Below are 19,075 nucleotides of genomic sequence, written 5' to 3'. Positions count from 1 at the left end.
TAACTCAGGACTTAACCCAGCTACATCCGCCTTACCATGAAAAAAACTTTACTCTGTTTATTTATATTGACGTTTGCCGCCATAGGCTATGCCCAAAACCGCCGGGGAGGTGGTAACGGTAATGGAAACAGTGGCGCCGGCAACTTTGGGAAGCAACGGGGTACCAAAGATCAAAAAGGTCCTTTACCTTTCAGGGAAGTTTATGGGGTAGTGAAGGATACTGCAAATAAAAAACTGGAAGGGGCAACCATTAAACTGATATCGGCTACAGACAGCATGGTTACCAGTACCGGCCCGACAGGTAAGTTCAGGTTTGGGAAGGTTAAATCGGCTACTTTTGTTATCACTGTTACCAGCGTGGGGTTCCAAACGGTTGTCCGCAAGATGCTGAACAATGACGAATCGCGCAGTTTAGAACTTGATGCTTTTGTTTTGAAGCCGCAGCAACACATGCTGGGCGAAGTAGTGATAAATGGCGAGCCAAGTGTTACTTACAAAACCGATACGGTTGAGTATCGTGCCAGCGATTATAAAGTACGCCCGAACGCAACTGTTGACGAACTGATTAAAAAAATGGAGGGTGTGGAAGTTGCCAAAGACGGAACGGTTACCCACCAGGGCCAGGCCGTAGTAAAGGCCCGGCTGAATGGTAAAGATTATATTGGGGGAGATGTTGCCCAGGCCATTAAAAATTTGCCTGCCGATATAGTTGATAAAGTACAGATAATTGACGACTATGGCGACCAGGCGGCCCGGACCGGCATCAAAGATGGCGACCCGCAAAAAGTGTTGAATATTACCACAAGGGCCGATAGATCGGTGGGTAATGTTGGTCGATTAAGCGCGGGTGCAGGCAGTGACGACCGTTATGATAACCGCCTGTTTTTTCAACGGATAAACGGCAACGAGCAGATAGGGGTGATAGGCAGTTTTGTAAACACCGTAAATGGTGTTTCGGGCGGAACCGGTGGCGGCAGTGGCGGTACTACCAAAACAGGTGGGCCTAATATCAGTTACCGGAGTTATCTCACCAAAAAAATCCAGATAAATACCAGCTATAATTATAATTTCAGGGATGTTAATTCTATTAACCATAGCGATGGTCAACAGTTTAGCACATTGGGTACCACTAATTTTATCAGGAACTCCAATTCACAAAATAATAACAAAACTCATAATGTAAACCTGGAACTGGAGTATAATATTGATAGCGCTAATTACCTAAAAGTGACTCCCAGTTTTAGCTACTCGGGTGTAAATTCAACAAACACATCTCAAAGTTTCAAAACCGGTCTCATTCACCAGGATATTTTAGGATTAACCGGTAGCAATAATACCGTGCCCACCTGGGGAGCTATTGTATTTTATCAGCATTTGTTTAAAAAACCAAAGCGCAACCTATCGCTGCAGGTAAGCTACAACCGGGCGGATAATGAAACAGTTAACGAGCAGGATAATAACATCATCTACTACCAGGATTCTACTAATCATGTTTTAAAAGATTCACTGGTGAACCGCCACATCAGCCGCAGTAACCTGAGTAAAAACTTCAGGACGAGTTTTACCTACGTTGAGCCCCTTACCGATGTGTCGCAACTTGAGTTTAACGCCCAGGTAAATTCGCGAAGTTATGATAACCAGGCCTATACCTATAATATCGATTCGCTGGGCAGGCGCAGTCTTGTCGATTCATTGAGTAATGTTTTTAAATACTCATTTACCGAAACCCGCCTTGCACTTAATTATCGCATTAATCAAAAAAAATATAATGTATCAATAGGTGTAACCGGTGTGCCAACCGTTTTGGACGGAACAAAAGTAACCGGTGGGGTGGTAAGTACGCACCGCACTAATTTTAATCTGATCCCGATAGTGCGTTTTCAGTACGTATGGTCAAAGCAGGAGCGTTTCTCGGTTAACTATTCTGGCAGCCCGCAAGAGCCTTCATTTAACCAGATTCAGCCTGTGCGCGATGAGTCTAATCCGCAAAACCCGGTTGTGGGTAACCCCGATTTGAAACCATCATTCAGGAATTCCATCAATTTGCAATACAATAACTACATAGTCGATTCAAAGTTCAACGTATCGGCAAACGCCAACGTCAGCTTTATTAAAAACCAGATTGTTACCAATACGGTGCAGATAGCCGATACCCTTGGTGCTTTAAAAAACGAGACACATTACATAAACTTAAACGGCAGTTACACCATTGGCGGTAACTACAATATTTCGAAACAACTGGACAATAGGAAATATAACCTGTCGCTTAACGGCACCATCAATTACGGCCATGGCGTGTCAATGAGTAACAACGTTCAAAACTTTACCACTACCTGGCATTTTAACGAACGTTTAGGCCCACAAATAAACCCAAGCGAATCGGTAGAAATTAACCCGTACGTTTCCTATGACGTGGCAAAATCATATTTCACGCTGCCGCATTCGGTAAATACCAATATCAGCACAACGGCTTTAGCCATTGATGGTAAGTTTTATTTCCTTACCGGGCGTACTGCTACCTTTGGCTACAATGCTAATAAAAACTTCGTAAAAGGGATATCGCAAAACCTTACCCGTAATCCTTTGGTCATTAACGCATACATTGAACAGCAGTTTTTTAAGCGCCGCAACCTTACGCTCACATTCCAGGTATTTGATATATTAAAGCAAAACAACTTTGTTAACCAGGTAACAACCGAAAACTCGGTAACCAACACCCTCAGTAACGCCCAAAGCCGCTACTTCATGTTCAGCGCCAAGCTAAACCTGCAAAAATGGACGGGCTCGCCCATGCGTCACGGACAACGGATGAAAAGGAGAGGGGACGGAAGTTTTATTGAATAATATAAACCTCTTTCAATTATATCGTCGGTTTCTTTGTAGATCAAATGAATACATCAGCAAATTTGGCAGCCAAAAAACTTAAAAATTGACCGGTGATTTTTCTGCAACCCAATGCTAATATCATACAATAGTCTGAAAAAATGTTACAGTAAATGATACAGCCACAATGCTACATTTGTTAATATAATTTTAAACCATAATATAAACTTTTACCGTTCAACCCGTTCCAAACATGAAAATGTTACCCGTGGTCGATTTTGCCGTTATAGGTATTTACCTTATTGCCATGGTATTAATCGGCTTTTATTTTTCGCGGAAGAATAAGAATGTCGAGCAATTTACCACCGGCTCGGGTTTGATACCGGGCTGGGCTATAGGGCTATCCCTATATGCCACATTTTTAAGCAGCAACACTTTTTTGGGCGTGCCTGGTAAAGCCTATGGCGGTAACTGGAGCGCTTTTGTATTCAGCCTGTCTATGCCCCTGGCGGCGTGGATAGCGGTTAAATATTTTATACCATTTTACCGTAACAGCGGCGAAGTATCAGCCTATACCCATTTCGAAAAACGTTTTGGGGCATGGGCGCGCACTTATGCGGTTATTTGTTTTTTACTTACACAGCTGGCGCGCATGGGCTCGGTGTTTTTTGGTATTGCATTAAGCCTGCAGGCGCTTACCGGGGTGTCTATGAAACTGATAATGCTTGTTATGGGTATTGCTATTATCATCTACACAGTATCGGGTGGTATAAAAGCGGTTATCTGGACAGAGGTAGTACAAGCCATTGTAAAAACACTGGGAGCAGTGCTTATTATTTACCTGGTGGTAACCAATGTGTCAGGCGGTTTTGCCCAAATACTGTCCATAGGTAAAACAGCCGATAAGTTTAGCCTGGGCAGTTTCTCGTTAAATTTTACACAGCCCACGTTTTGGGTAATATTGTTTTACGGTTTTTTTATAAACCTTAACAATTTTGGGATGGACCAAAATTATATACAACGGTATCATGCGGCAAAATCAACCAGGCAGGCAGCAAAATCGGTGTGGCTTTGCGTGCTGATATATATCCCGGCATCGTTTCTTTTTTTTGCGATAGGGTCCTGCCTGTACGCTTATTATAGCCTGCATCCCGGTTTACTTTTGAGTATAAAGCACCAGGTAGCTGCGGAACGGCTTCCGTTAACGGCTACCCCCGGCCAGGTAAACGCCCTGATGGCCACATTAACGCCTGCCGATTATGGCGATAAAATTATGCCTCATTTTATGGTAACCCGTATTCCAACAGGGTTGGTGGGTGTTATTGTTGCCGCAATCTTATCGGCCGCAATGAGCACCATTAGTTCGGGTATGAATGCATCGGCTACTGTTTTTGCAGTTGATATTTATAAACGGTATTTTAAACCGAAGCTTAACAGCAAGCAGACACTTTTTTTATTACATATTGGCACCGTAGTATTCGGGTTTGCCGGTATGGGCGTGGGCATAGCTATGATAGGGGCAAAAAGTATTCTGGATTTATGGTGGCAACTTTCGGGCATATTTGCTGCGGGCATGCTGGGGTTGTTTTTATTGGGCATCATCAGCAGGCAAACCAGCAATCACGAGGCAATTATAGCTACCATTATAGGTGTTATAGTTATCATTTGGCTTACATTCCCGGCCATTATTCCAGATCAGTACGCATCGCTTCGTAGTACCTTCAATACAAATATGATTATTGTGGTGGGTACGCTCGCTATTTTCCTTACGGGCATACTTTTAACAAAAGCAAGGCGGCAAACGGTTTAATTCCTCACTTAAATTTAAATCAGAAAACAAATGGAACAGGCAAAAAAAGGGTTTATACCGGTAATGTTAACGCCTTTTAAAAGCGACGGAGGTATAGATTATGATGCACTTACGCAACTTACAGAGATGTATTTGCAGGCGGGTGCCACAGGGGTATTTGCCAATTGCCTATCCAGCGAGATGTTTGAACTTAAGGAGGATGAGCGGCTGCAACTTATTAAGCACGTTATAAAAGTGGTGAATGGCGCTGTGCCCGTAGTAGCCACAGGTACCTTTGGCGGCACCGTTACGCATCAAGCCGATTTTATAAAAAAAGTACATGATACAGGTACAACAGCGGTAATTGCCATTACAAGTTTACTGGCTGATGTTAACGAGGCAGATGAAGTTTTGAACGACCGGGTATTTGACTTGTTTGACCAAACTACAGGCATCCCGCTGGGTTTTTACGAATGCCCGGTGCCTTACAAAAGGCTGTTATCACCACAGCAGCTTACTGATTTTGTTGCTACCGGCAGGGTAATTTACCATAAAGATACCTGTCTTGATATCGGCCAGGTAAATCAAAAATTGGCTGCCCAGGCCGTAAACCCGGCCTTTGGTTTATACGATGCATATATGGGGCACGCCGTTGAAACTTTAAAAGCAGGTTCGGCCGGCCTATCATGTATCCAGGGGAATTTTTTTCCGGAGCTAATTGTATGGTTGTGTAATAATTATGCCAATGAGGCTTTGCAGCACGAGGTAAACATGGTACAAGAGTTTTTAACAGATAATATGGTTGTGATGCATAATGTATACCCGGTTATAGCTAAATATTATCTAACCAGGCGCGGATTAAAAATTTCGACAGTTACAAGGCGCAACGTGGGGCAATTTTCGGCTTCGGTGCGTAACCAGATGGAAGATTTGTATAGCAGTTATACTTTACTGCAAAATAATATCGGTATTTTGTAAGAGCTAAAAGCAGAATAGCTAAAAGCCGACTTGTTAATTATAATATATAAATCAATTAGCTATGCCACAGCAGCCTTTTGTCCTTTAATATATCGCCTCTTGTACTCCAGCGGGGTCATGTTGGTAACCCGTTTAAAATGACGGTAAAAATTTGATATATTATTGTAGCCGCACTCAAAACATAGTACTTCGGTAGGCAGCTTATCCTCAATTAAAAACCGGCAGGCGTGACTGATCCTTATCTCCGTTAAAAAATCAAAATACGTTTTCTTGGTCATCAGCTTAAAATACCTGCAAAACGAGGTAACGCTTAAATTACCTATAGCTGCTATTTTTTCGAGGCTGATTTCCTGTTTATAGTTGGCAAGTGTGTATGAGCACACTTTATTCAGCCGGATGGTATCCGATTCGTTTGACTGGTGAAATTCGCTGTGTGAGAGAATGATCGGGGCAAACTCTTCAGTTTCGGCCAGTATTTTCAAAATAGATAGCAACACAATGATGCGTTCGAGGTTGGTTGCCTCAACCGCCTGGCGCATTAACCCAGCCAGCTTTTCCCTGGCTTCGCCTTTTATCACCATGCCGCTTTTAGCCTTTTCAAATAGTTTTGGCAGTAGGTAAGTTTCGGGCAAATTCAATAAATATTTGCCCAAACAATCCGGTAAAAAGTGAATTACAATAACCTCTACGTTCAAGCCAGAATCGGGTAAAAAGTATTCGTCCTTGCAGCGCCAGCAGTGGGGTAAGGCCTCGCCAAGTAAGGTGATCTCGCCGGGCGAAAAATTGCTGATATTATCACCAATAAAACGCACACCTTCGCCTTTAATTACGTAATGCAGCTCCAGTTCGGGATGATAATGCCAGATACCCCGGAAGGTTGGCAAAATATCATGCCTGATGCTAAAAGAGTTCTGTGGTTTTACAGCAACCTTAAGGAAATGAGGCTTCATTTTAAAAAATCAATATACTGGTTATAAAATAAACAGTTTGAACACTGCTTTCTATATGGCTTACAATATTTAAAATTATAAAAATTAATGCAAAAGATGTTTATAAAATGGTAACAATTCTTTGACGTTTGTTACATCAGCTGTGAAATTAAGGTTATGATAGGATCGTACAATAAATTGATAAATACAGGTAGAAATTGCACCCCCTAATATTTGATATTTGTTTAAGCATCCTGTAAAACAGTTTGCTGCAGCCAAATATATAAACCAATAAAGGTAGTCAACATATAGTTTTTAAATAAGGTATTAGTAATAAATATCAATTTGTTTTATTGTTGTAAATACGATCAAATAAACTGAAAAATATATAGTGATATTTATTAATAAATTGATTGTCAATATTTTATATGAAGTTCAAATTTTAATTTTTAATTAGGTAAAAATGATGATGAAAAAATATACTGTTATACTGGCGTTGATTTTTGCAGGATGCACAGCGTCGCTTGCACAATCGGCGCCGGATAGTAATACCGGCGATAAGTACACCGCGGTAATTATGCAACGCGCCGCAAAAATTGTTGATGTGTTAAATATTAGCGACTCGGTGAAGTACAAAAAGGTGCGCGATATTATAGTTGACCAGTACCGGAATCTTAATGATATATACAACGACAGGAACGCTAAAAACAAAGCAATTAAACAACAGTTTGCCGATGATAAAGCGGCAGCGGTAACCAAAACCGCAGATGTGGATAGTGGGATGGTTAAACAGCTGAGCGTGCTGCACGGCCAATACCTTTCAAAATTAACTGCCGAACTAAATGCCGACCAGGTGGATAAAGTAAAGGATGGCATGACTTATCGCATTTACCCCATAACGTACACCGCTTATTTAGATGAGATACCTAACCTTTCCAGCCTGCAAAAAGATAAAATAAAAGGCTGGTTGCTGGAAGCGCGTGAAAATGCTATAGATGCGGAATCGTCAGAGAAAAAGCACGCCTGGTTTGGCAAATTTAAGGGCCGTATCAATAATTACCTGTCGGCGCAGGGATACGACATGAAGAAGGAAGGCGAGGAGTGGCAAAAACGGATTAAAGAAAGGGCTGCTACAAAAAAATAACTAAAAAAGTAGGGTTGATAAAGTGAGAAGTATTGCCTGAACATCAATTATAACCAATTAATTAACCAGAATTATGAAATTCAAATCCATGAGTTTATGAGAAAATTTTTCCTCTTATTTTCGATATTGCTGATTATCAGTAGTATGTTGAAGGCCCAAACCCGAACCGTAACCGGCAAGGTGGTGAGCAGCGACAAAAACGAGCCCCTGATAGGCGTTTCTGTTCAGGTAAAAGGGAGCACAGCCGGTACCACAACCGATACCAGTGGCAGGTATTCTATTAAAGTTACCAACTTGCAAAGCGTGGTAATCAGAGTACAATACATTGGCTACTCGTTCCAGGAAAAAACATTAAATGTTGGCGAAATGAATGCCGATTTTAAAATGGTACCCACATCAAGCAATCTTGACGAGGTGGTGATAGTTGGTTACGGAGCCCAAAAAAGAAGTCACCTTACCGGCGCTGTTGAAACCGTAGATATGACGAAGATACAAGATATCCCAACAACCAATCTTGCTGCCGCGCTAAAGGGTACCAACGCCGCGGTTGGCGTATCCGGCGGTACAGCAAGGCCCGGGCAAAATGCGTCTATCACTATTCGCAACCCCATTTTCCTGGCAAAAGATGGTGGCAGCACCGATCCTTTATACATTATTGACGGAGCCAAGCGCACACTTTCAGACTTTAACCTGCTGGATCAGAGTGAGGTTGAAAATATCTCGATTTTGAAAGACGCCGCGGCCGCCATTTACGGTATCGAGGGAGCCAATGGCGTAATCATTGTAAAAACAAAACGGGGTCACTCTGGTCAGCCAAAAATAAGCTTTAGCGCGTCGGCAGGTTCGGCAGATGCGGTTCAATTGCCTAAAATGATGTCGGGCCTACAACTGGCAACTTGGTTAAATGATTATGAACAAGGCTTGAACGGGTTTAACATAACCCCTGATGGCTATATAGGCGGAGATTTAACAAAAAAAGACCTCAACTATTATACTCCTGATGAACTGGCCTATTTTGCCGATAACAACAATAACTTTTTAAAACAGGCGTTTCACCCGGCCTTAGTTGAGCGTGGAGCAGTTAACGTTAGTGGCGGTAACGATAAGGTTACTTATTTTGCCGGCGCAAATTACGTTAATCAAAACTCCAACTTCTCGGGTGTTAATACCAACCGTTTTGGTTTTCGCGGTAGTGTTGATGCAAAACTGGCGCAAGGCTTAAAGCTTAGCTTATCGCTAAGCGAAGATGTATCCAAAAGCAAAAGCTATTGGTACAAACTGTCTGGCACATCCGAAAGTCTTGACAACGACTTTTTATCACTAAACCAGGCACCGCCATGGCAGCAATATTTTATAGATGGCCATCCGGTATACCTAAGCTCAAGAACAGCTACCGATAATATTAACTTTTTTGCAGTACAAAACTCAAATAATTATACCAGTAGCAATAATTACATTATGAATGCGCTGGCTAACCTAAGCTACGATATTCCGGGTGTAAAAGGCTTATCTGCAAATGTGAGTTATAACAGGAATATCAATAATAACTTCAGTAAGCAATACGGTACAAGCTTTGTTTATTACCAATACTCGGGTACCGGCTCAAATAACCATATACCGGGGGGCACAATTGTGGGTACACCCACAATAAAAAACGGGGATAGGGTAAGGCTAACGCCAAGCATTACGGATAATTACCAGTTTAACGCCAGCCTTAACTATAACCGTATTTTTGGTAAGCACGAAATATCATTTATTGCCCTTTATGAGCAATATGAAACCAGTTTTGAAGGCGTAAACGCCGAGGCTGACGGCGTAATACTTAACGGTAAAGACAACCAGAACTTTACAACCGGCGCACAATCATCAAACCAGGCATCTTCTATTAGTGAAGGTGGTAAACAGGCTTACGCAGCCCGTTTAAATTATGGTTATGCGGATAAATACCTGGTTGAATTATCGTTAAGGGCCGATGCCAATACCAATTTTCCTCCGAGAAACCAATGGGGATATTTTCCGTCGGGTTCTGTTGGATGGGTGGTATCCAAAGAAGATTTCTTTAAAAATGTTTCTTTTGTCGATTTCTTCAAGCTAAGGGCTTCCGTGGGTTCGTTGGGGAGTTATAACACAAAAGCATACCAATACGCTGTAAATTACAAAATTGGTACCGGAAGCGGCGGTGGCGCCGTATTTGGCGGCAACAACGCCGATAAAGGTATAGGCTTAACAACCAACATTGCTATTGCCAATCCTGATTATACCTGGGACCACGACACCAAAACGAACTACGGGATCGACCTTCGTTTCCTCAACAATCGTTTATCGGCCACTGCCGATTACTTTTGGGACCATCACTATAATATGCTGGCCAGTTTAAACTCATCGGTTCCGGTTACAGTTGGGGCCACGCCTTCAACAGAAAACTACGGCAGCATCAACACATTCGGTTACGAGGTGAGTGTATCATGGAAAGACCATATAGGTAAAAACTGGACCTACAATGTTAGCCCGTTTTTTACCTGGAGCGATAATAAGTACCTGAAATATGACCTGTCTTCGGGATTGGCAGGTACCTTCCAGGATTTAACTAATAAATCAGGAGATCAGGGTACATTGGGTTATAAATCATTAGGCATTATCAGGACACAGGCCGATGCCGACGCGATTATTGCAGAACGTGCAACCGCGGCAGGCGGAGCTGGTAACGTAACTATCATGTCGCAGGCGGTTAAGCCTGGTATGTTAAACTTCCAGGATTTGAATGGCGATGGTATAATTGATTCGAAAGATTTACAGTTCCTTGGTCATAAATCCAATAATCATTATTCCATGGGCTTTAACTTCGGCGGCTCCTATAAATCACTAAGTTTAAATGTGATCATGGGCTTATCATGGGGCGGTACAGCATCAATTGAAGGAGCGGCAACCAAACAGGCTACCGCTTCAGAAAATCGCCCGGTTTTCTGGGCTGATCACTGGACACCAACCAACACTGAAGCAAAATATCCGGCGCCGTATTATTATCAAACTTATGCCGTAACAACCGATTTTTGGTTTGTGAGCCCGGTTACCTGGAATATTTCGAGCGCTAATTTAAGCTATGCTTTGCCCGATAATATTTCAAAAAAACTTGGTATGGCCAGTGTAAGGGCATATGTAGTAGCAACTAATCCGGTTTCGTTTTTAAATCCGTATCCAAACAGTTACCGAAGCCAGTCGACGCCATTTACTTCATATCCCAACCTTCGTACAATATCTTTTGGTTTAAACTTAGGTTTTTAAATCTTAAAAAAATGAAAACATTAAAATCACTAAATATAATATCGGCAATTGTTTTAGTAACGTTATCCGTGCTGCTAACAAATTGCAAGAAGGTTCTTATGAAAGAGGATCTGCAGTATACCACACCCACCGAAGTTTTTAACGATTCGACGCTGGCTATATTAAATATCAATTATATATACTCGGCAAATCAGCCGGCATGGTTTGGCAGTACAGGTGGCGCTTTGGGCGGCGGTGGCGCCATGTGCGATGAATTTTACGGCGATAACGCCTTTGTTAAGGGTACCGTGAATATTGAAACCGTTGGCGATATTGGTACTGCTGTATCGGTAAGTAATAATTACGGCAAAATAAGGGTTATCAATACCACGCTGGCCAGCCTTGCAACAAGTACATTACCGCAAGGGACAAAAAACAGGTACCGTGCCCAGGTTTTATTTTGGAGAGCTTTCAGATATTTTGACCTTGTCAGGTTATATGGTGGGGTGCCATTAGTGCTAACGCCCCTGCAAGCCATAGGCGCCGAGGCCAAGAATGCGGCTTTGCTGCCACGCAACAGCACGTCAGAATGTTTTAAGCAAATAGTGAGCGATTTGGATACCTGCATAAAATATTTGCCGGGCAAATGGACAGGTTCTGATTACGGTCGTATTACTTCGGGTGCGGTTGCGGCTTTTAAAGGCAGGGTGTTGTTAACCTACGCCAGCCCGCAGTTTAACCCTTCAAATGATCCAACCCGCTGGCAGGCAGCAAAAGTAGCCAATGATGCAGCCATCCAAACGCTTACTACAAACGGATACGGGCTTTATCCCTCGTATGATGGTTTATGGTTTGTAAAGGGAGTAGCCAACACCGAAGCCGTAATGGTTACCGAATATAATAACCAAACAGATGATAATGGCACAAACCCCAATGGATACGATAATGCTACCAGGCCGGCATACTTGGGCACAAAAGGCGGTTCAAATCAGCCAACATGGGATATGGTGAAAAGTTATCCAATGCTTGATGGAGCTGCCCCGGGTGCTTCATCAAAGTATACCTATTCTGATAATACGTTTTTTGATAACCGCGACCCGCGGTTTAACCTTACAATAGCTTACAATGGCTGCAAATGGCCACTTTTGGGCAACACCAATTACAGGCTGTGGACATACTTTTACTACAGCAATGCCGCCGGTACAAGTACCAAATCTACCGAGCCTACGTCGCCAACCGGAAGCGGTTTTTACTTGCGCAAAGCTATTGATCCTTCAATTTCATTAAGTAACACGCAATATATTGGTACCGACTGGATTGAGATACGCTATGCCGAGGTATTGCTTAACCAGGCCGAATGCGCGGCTGCTTTAGGCGATGTTACCACAGCTTATACCAATTTGGTTGCCTTAAGGAAAAGGGCTGGTGTTGAAGCGGGCGCCGATAATTTGTACGGCCTGCAGGCAGGTATGGGCGCCGATCAAATGATAAGCGCTATCATGACCGAGCGACAAATTGAATTGGCCTTTGAGGGTAAAAGATACTGGGATTTGCGCCGCAGGAAATTACTGGAAAGTACTTTAAATGGCAAAAAGAGAACGGGCGTTACTATCACACTAAATAATACAGGCACAGGTAAGGACTACCTGCTATTAACCCGCGATGCTTTGGCAAATACATCTTTAGATGATCTTTATACCACATCGTTTACCGTTAAATCAAAAACGCTGGATACTTATAACCTTGCAGTACAATCTGAAGATTATTATTTTGGCATACCTACGGCAGCGCTGCAAAACAATTCAAATTTATTGCAAACCAATACCTGGGGCGGCGCATTTGACCCTTTGAAATAAGATACATAAATGGACGCTCATTTAAAGAGCCCTATTTTTAAGATAATATCAATTAAATATGAAAAAACACACAGCCTTATTTATAGTTGTGGCAGCGTTGGGGTTTGCAAAGCCCGCGTTTGCCCAATACCCGGAGGTTCCTCAGAAGGTAAAAGACGAGAGTGAAGCATTAATGAAAGAGGCTACCCGCCGTTCAGACTCGGCCTGGCAAATTGCGTTGCCCATAATAAAAGCCGATCAAAGGCGGGGTAAGGTTTATGTGCCCTGGGCAGGAAGGCCGACTGATTTGCCACAGGCAAAAATCCCGGCGTTCCCCGGGGCCGAAGGCGGCGGCAAATTTACCTATGGCGGTCGTGGCGGTAAGGTGTATGTGGTTACCAGCCTTGAAGATAGCGGCCCCGGCACCTTGCGGGAAGCCTGCGAAAAAGGTGGTGCGCGTATAGTAGTATTTAATGTTGCAGGTATTATCCGTATAAAAACGCCCATTATAGTGAGGGCGCCATACATCACTATTGAAGGGCAAACTGCGCCCGGTGACGGTGTTTGTATTGCCGGCGAATCATTTTGGGTAAATACCCACGATGTAATTATCCGTTACATGCGTTTCCGCCGTGGCGAAACAAACGTTGGGCGCAGGGATGATGCATTGGGCGGTAATCCTGTAGGTAATATTATTGCCGATCACGTATCTGCGAGCTGGGGGCTTGATGAAAACTTTTCGATGTACAGGCACATGTTTGATCCGGGCGATGGTTCAAAAGAAGAAAAGTTGGGTACGGTGAATATCACCATCCAAAACTGTATCTATTCTGAATCGTTGGATTATTGGAACCATGCTTTTGGCAGCACTACAGGCGGCGAAAATAGCTCCTTGATGCGTAACCTTTGGGCCGATAACACCGGCCGCAACCCATCGGTGGGTTGGAATGGGGTTTATAATTTTGTAAACAATGTGGTATTTAACTGGCACCACCGCTCGATGGATGGCGGCGATTATACTACAAACTATAACGTTATCAATAACTACTTTAAACCCGGCCCGGTGACACCCAAAAACGAACCTGTCGGGCACAGGATACTGAAACCCGAATCGGGCAGGAGCAAACTGAAGGAGAAATTTTTTGGCAGGGTATACGCTGTGGGTAACATCATGGAAGGCTATCCTGAGGTAACTAAAGATCCATGGAACGGTGGTATCCAGGTTGAAGGGCCGGGAGGTAAGGAGTTACCTGATGCAGGTGAGTATAAAGATTACATGAAATCGGATGTTCCGTTCCCAATGCCGTCTTTAACTATCATGTCGGCTACGGATGCCTATAAATTTGTGATTGCTAATGCGGGCGCCACACTTCCCAAGCGCGACCCGGTTGATGTACGCATTACAGAACAGGCGCGTACCGGAAAAATTGTATATAAAGAGGTGGAAACCGATACCGCTTTCCAGTTTAAAGTGCGCAAGTTACCTAAGGATTCTTATAAATTAGGCATCATCACTGCTCCATGGCAGGTTGGCGGATATCCCGACTATAAAGGTACGCCATACAAAGATTCGGATAACGACGGTTTACCTGATGCCTGGGAAATTGCACATGGCCTTAACCCTAAAGATGGCGGCGATTCGGCTTTGCCGGCAAAAAATGGCGGTGGTTATACCAATATAGAGGTATATTTAAATACCGTGGCGCTTAAAGGAGAAAAGAAACTGGCTGCGTTAAAATAATTATAATATAGTAATGTTAAGATTTTGGGTAAGTAGGTTTATATTTATGTTGGTTGGAGGTATGCTTTTGCATGCCTCCTTATTTGCTCAAAAAAAGAAACAAAACAAACCACAGTCACCTGTTGTTGCCGAAAAAAAGGGCAAGCTTGTTTATGCAGTAGCCCCTAATGGCGACCGTATTCCAGATTATTCATACTGCGGCTATATGGCTTCTGAACAGGCCATACCTAATGTGCCTGTACGCATTGTAGTGCCACTAAAGCCCGGCGATGCAACGCTCAGAATTCAGTCGGCAATTGATTACGTAGCTGCTTTACAGCCTGATAAACAGGGAATCCGTGGCGCGGTATTGCTAAACAAAGGTGTATATCAGGTTAAGGGTAGTTTAAATATCAAAGCTTCGGGTGTGGTTTTACGCGGAAGCGGCATGGGCGCAAACGGTACCACATTGTTTGCCGCCGGTACGGATAGGGAAACATTCATCCGGGTTGCCGGCACTAAGGACAGGCAAACATCAAAAGAAATTAAAATTACAGACGCTTACGTGCCTGTAAATGCATCCGTTTTCCATATTGCCGATGGTGGTGCAATTAAAGCGGGCGATATGATCCTGGTACACCGCCCCAGCACGCAAGCCTGGATAAACACGATAAAAACCGACCATTTTGGTGGCGATTTAACAACGCTTGCCTGGAAACCCGGCGAGCGTGATATTTATTGGGACCGTAAGGTAACAGCAGTTAATGGTAATACAATTACCATCGATGCTCCGCTTACTACTGCCTTAGATAGCGCGTTTGGCGGGGGCCTTATATCAGCTTACACATGGCCAGGCCGCATCGCACAGGTTGGTATCGAAAACCTCGAACTGCAGTCGGCCTATGATCCCTCAAACCCTAAAGATGAAGCGCACCGCTGGATGGCTGTAACTATGGAAAATGTTACTGATGCCTGGGTAAGGCAGGTTACATTCAGGCATTTTGCCGGTTCGGCAGTATTTGTTTTGCCTACCGGTAACCGTATTACTGTTGAGGATTGTAAATCATTGGCGCCGGTATCAGAAATTGGCGGGCAGCGACGAAATACATTTTTAACCATGGGCGGCCAAACGCTGTTTCAGCGCCTGTACACCGAAAATGGCTTTCACGATTTTGCCACAGGTTATTGCGCGCCTGGTCCTAATGCATTTGTGCAATGTATGGCGGTTCAATCAAATAGTTTTAGCGGCAGTATAGATAGCTGGGCTTCAGGTGTTTTATTTGATATTGCCAATATAGATGGGCAACCTTTAAGCTACCTTAACCGCGGCCAGGATGGGCAGGGAGCAGGATGGAATGCGGCAAACAGCCTGTTTTGGAATTGTACTGCTGCCCGGGTTGATTGCTATCAGCCGCCAACAGCGCAAAACTGGGCTTTTGGCACCTGGGCTCAATTCGCCGGCGATGGCTATTGGGAAGAATCAAACAGTTCTATTAACCCACGCAGCTTTTATTATGCCCAATTGGCCAATAGGCTAAACAAAGATGTAAGCAATCAGTCCAATATTTTATATCCCGCTACAGAACCATCAAGCAGCCCTACTGTTGAGCAAGCGGCCGAATTAATGGCCGCCGCCAGGAAACCAGCTGTTACCATTAACGAATGGATTGATGAGGCCTCTAAAAGAAATCCCATCAATATTTCATCAACAGGAATAAAAAACATTGATCAGGTAGGGTATAAGCCGTCAGTTGGCGCCACGCCGGCCCCAAAAATGACGGTGCTTAACGGCTGGCTGGTACGTGGGAACACGGTATTGGCAGGTAAACATTTTGAAACACCCTGGTGGAACGGCACTGTCCATCCCGATTATACCGATAAGGAAGCCAAACCGGCCATTGCCCGTTGGGTGCCCGGCCAGACCGGGACAGGACTTACCGACGATTTAAACGATGTAGCTGGCTGGATGCTTCATGACAACATTATAACATTTGAGCATAATTATGGCTTATGGTATGATCGCCGCCGCGATGATCATGAACGCATCCGCAGGATGGACGGCGACGTTTGGGCGCCATTTTATGAACTGCCTTTTGCCCGCAGCGGTAAAGAGTTAGCCTACGATGGCTTAAGCAAATACGACCTCACTAAATACAACACCTGGTACTGGAGCCGTTTAAAACAATTTGCCGACCTGGCCGATCAGAAAGGTTTGGTACTGGTACATCAAAATTATTTTCAGCATAATATTATTGAAGCCGGTGCACACTATACCGATTTTCCATGGCGCACTGCCAACAACATCAACGGTAGCGGTTTCCCCGAACCGGTTCCTTACGCGGGTGATAAACGCCAGTTTATGGCCGAGCAGTTTTATGATGAAACTAACCCTGTGCGGCGTAAGTTTCACCAGGCTTATATTAACAAATGCATGGATAATTTTGCGGGCAATAACGGTGTAATTCAGTTGATTGGAGCTGAGTTCACCGGCCCGCTCCATTTTATGCAGTTTTGGGTAGAAACCGTTAAGCAATGGGAAACTACCCGTAAACACAAAGAAATTATTGGCCTTAGCGCCACCAAGGATGTGCAGGATGCCATCCTTGCCGATCCTTCAAAAGCATCGGTTATCAATGTGATCGACATTCGTTACTGGTATTACCAGGCCAACGGCGCGGCATATGAACCCATTGGCGGCCAAAGCCTTGCCCCGCGCCAACAGGCCCGCATTTTAAAACCCAAAGCAACATCTTTTGAGCAGGTTTATCGTGCCGTACATGAGTACCGCACTAAATATCCCGATAAAGCTGTGCTGTTTTCTGCCGATGGATACGATCATTTTGGCTGGGCTGTATTTATAGCCGGCGGCTCATTGCCTGTATTACCGGCCGGTACAGATAAACAGTTTTTAAATGCGGCAAGCGGCATGAAGTCTGCTGAACTGCCCGGTGCGCCAAAAGACCAATGGGCATTAAGTTCGGCCAAAGGATACATTGTTTACACCAATGCTGATAAGGCCGTTCGTTTGGATCTGCCTGCCAATACCATTTATAAAGCGCAATGGATAGATCCCCAAACCGGCCAGGTCTTGCCGGGCGACCAGGAGGTAAACGGAGGTAACGGAACCGAAATAAAAAACCCTAACGTTGGTGCAGCCATTTTATGGCTAACACGTAACTAAATAATTATGTTAAAAAAGGCTGTTTTAATTGGCGTTATCTCTTGTTTGCTTTTCTCGTTCAAAAGTAATGAAACAGCTATGCCTGTTTTAAAAATAGCGGCAAATCAACGGTACTTTACAGCAGCGGGCAAACCTTTTTTCTGGTTGGGCGATACCGGCTGGCTGCTCTTCTCGAAAATGAACCGTGAGGAGACTGAACAATACCTGGATACCCGGAGCAAGCAGGGGTTTAACGTGATACAGGTTATGGTAGTGCATAGCATTAAAGAAACAAACGCCTATGGCGACTCGGCTTTGGTCAACAAAAATTTGGCCATGCCCAAAATTACAGCGGGCAGTACTTTTGGTAACGCTCATGAATACGATTACTGGGACCATATCGACTGGGTAATAGGCAAGGCCGCCGAAAAGGGGCTGTACATTGCATTGGTACCTGTTTGGGGATCGGTAGTAAAAGAGAACCATACAGGCCCGGCCGCGGCCAAAGCATATGCAGAGTTTTTAGCCAAAAGGTATAGCGGCCACGCCAATATAATATGGATGAACGGAGGCGATATAGCCGGCACCGATTCGATGAAAACATGGAACGCTATTGGCAACACGCTGCGCAGCCTCGATACAACGCATCTGATTACATACCACCCGCGCGGTCGTACACAATCATCTACCTGGTTTCATGAGCAGTCCTGGTTAAGTTTCAATTGCTTTCAATCCGGTCATCGCACCTATGCGCAGGATACTTCAAAGAAGGACCTCAAATATGGTGAAGACAACTGGAAATACGCGCAGGCAGATTATGCCAAGCTCCCCATAAAGCCTACACTGGATGCCGAGCCATCCTACGAAAAAATCCCTCATGGGCTGCATGATATCAAACTGCCTGTGTGGACAGCCGCCGATGTAAGGCGCTACGGTTACTGGTCGGTTTTTGCCGGTGGTTGCGGGTACACCTACGGCGATAACGATGTGATGCAGATGCATAAACCAACAGACAAAGGCAGCGCATATGGATCAAAAGGATATTGGTACAACTCTATTAACGATCCCGGTGCCAGGCAAATGATCTACCTGAAAAAGCTGATGCTTTCGCGACCCTACTTTGACCGTATACCAGATCAGCATTTGATTGCAGGCCTGCAAGGCGAAAAATATAATAGGCTGATAGCTACCCGGGGCAAAAACTATGCATTTGTTTATACTTATACGGGCAGAGAGATGAGCATCAATCCCGAAAAATTAGCTGGATCAAAAATAAAAGCTTCGTGGTTTAATCCCCGTAACGGACAAGTTACAGCTATTGGGACCATGGCAAAAGCAAAAACACTTAAATTTAATCCTCCCGGCAGGAAGGCAAACGGCAACGATTGGGTGCTCATTCTCGACTCCATATAAAACCTATTAAAACCACACGTGAA

The 19,075-nt window shown here is 44.1% G+C and carries 10 protein-coding genes; 9 read left to right on the top strand and 1 reads right to left on the bottom strand.

Annotated features, from left to right (window positions below; translation table 11 throughout):
* The first annotated feature begins 36 nt into the window (after positions 1–36).
* The 3 genes from PQ469_RS15350 to PQ469_RS15340 all read left to right on the top strand — a co-directional run bounded on the left by PQ469_RS15350 (position 37) and on the right by PQ469_RS15340 (position 5,590).
* On the top strand, positions 37–2,844 hold the full coding sequence (locus tag PQ469_RS15350; protein WP_274213763.1) for an outer membrane beta-barrel family protein: 2,808 nt from the start codon (positions 37–39) through the stop codon (positions 2,842–2,844).
* 232 nt (positions 2,845–3,076) lie between these two features.
* Entirely contained in the window at positions 3,077–4,633 is a 1,557-nt protein-coding gene (locus PQ469_RS15345) for a sodium:solute symporter family protein (protein WP_274213762.1), read from the top strand.
* A gap of 30 nt (positions 4,634–4,663) precedes the next feature.
* Positions 4,664–5,590 (top strand): dihydrodipicolinate synthase family protein, encoded by a 927-nt coding sequence (locus tag PQ469_RS15340; RefSeq protein ID WP_274213761.1) that lies wholly within the window; start codon positions 4,664–4,666, stop codon positions 5,588–5,590.
* A gap of 59 nt (positions 5,591–5,649) precedes the next feature.
* Here PQ469_RS15340 and PQ469_RS15335 read toward each other — a convergent pair whose 3' ends face one another.
* Positions 5,650–6,540: an AraC family transcriptional regulator gene (locus PQ469_RS15335; protein WP_090647882.1), complete on the bottom strand. Its 891-nt coding sequence runs from the start codon at positions 6,538–6,540 to the stop codon at positions 5,650–5,652.
* Positions 6,541–6,982: 442 nt separating this feature from the next.
* Here PQ469_RS15335 and PQ469_RS15330 point away from each other — a divergent pair, with 442 nt between their 5' ends.
* From PQ469_RS15330 to PQ469_RS15305, 6 genes are all read left to right on the top strand, one after another.
* Entirely contained in the window at positions 6,983–7,663 is a 681-nt protein-coding gene (locus PQ469_RS15330; RefSeq protein WP_274213760.1) for a DUF3826 domain-containing protein, read from the top strand.
* A 96-nt stretch (positions 7,664–7,759) separates the two neighbouring features.
* On the top strand, positions 7,760–10,945 hold the full coding sequence (locus tag PQ469_RS15325; protein ID WP_274213759.1) for a SusC/RagA family TonB-linked outer membrane protein: 3,186 nt from the start codon (positions 7,760–7,762) through the stop codon (positions 10,943–10,945).
* Positions 10,946–11,043: 98 nt separating this feature from the next.
* Positions 11,044–12,780 carry a RagB/SusD family nutrient uptake outer membrane protein gene (locus PQ469_RS15320; RefSeq protein ID WP_274213758.1) on the top strand — a complete coding sequence of 579 codons (1,737 nt, stop codon included), beginning with the start codon at positions 11,044–11,046 and terminating at the stop codon, positions 12,778–12,780.
* Positions 12,781–12,838: 58 nt separating this feature from the next.
* Complete coding sequence (locus PQ469_RS15315; protein WP_274213757.1) at positions 12,839–14,500, top strand: polysaccharide lyase; 1,662 nt, start codon at positions 12,839–12,841, stop codon at positions 14,498–14,500.
* 13 nt (positions 14,501–14,513) lie between these two features.
* Entirely contained in the window at positions 14,514–17,660 is a 3,147-nt protein-coding gene (locus PQ469_RS15310) for a DUF6298 domain-containing protein (protein WP_274213756.1), read from the top strand.
* A 6-nt stretch (positions 17,661–17,666) separates the two neighbouring features.
* On the top strand, positions 17,667–19,052 hold the full coding sequence (locus PQ469_RS15305) for a glycoside hydrolase family 140 protein (RefSeq protein WP_274213755.1): 1,386 nt from the start codon (positions 17,667–17,669) through the stop codon (positions 19,050–19,052).
* Positions 19,053–19,075: the final 23 nt, after the last annotated feature.

Origin of the sequence: Mucilaginibacter sp. KACC 22773, assembly GCF_028736215.1 — a bacterium.
Lineage (GTDB): Bacteria > Bacteroidota > Bacteroidia > Sphingobacteriales > Sphingobacteriaceae > Mucilaginibacter.
Note: the sequence above shows the minus strand (reverse complement) of the source record. Positions and strands in the feature narration are given on the sequence as shown.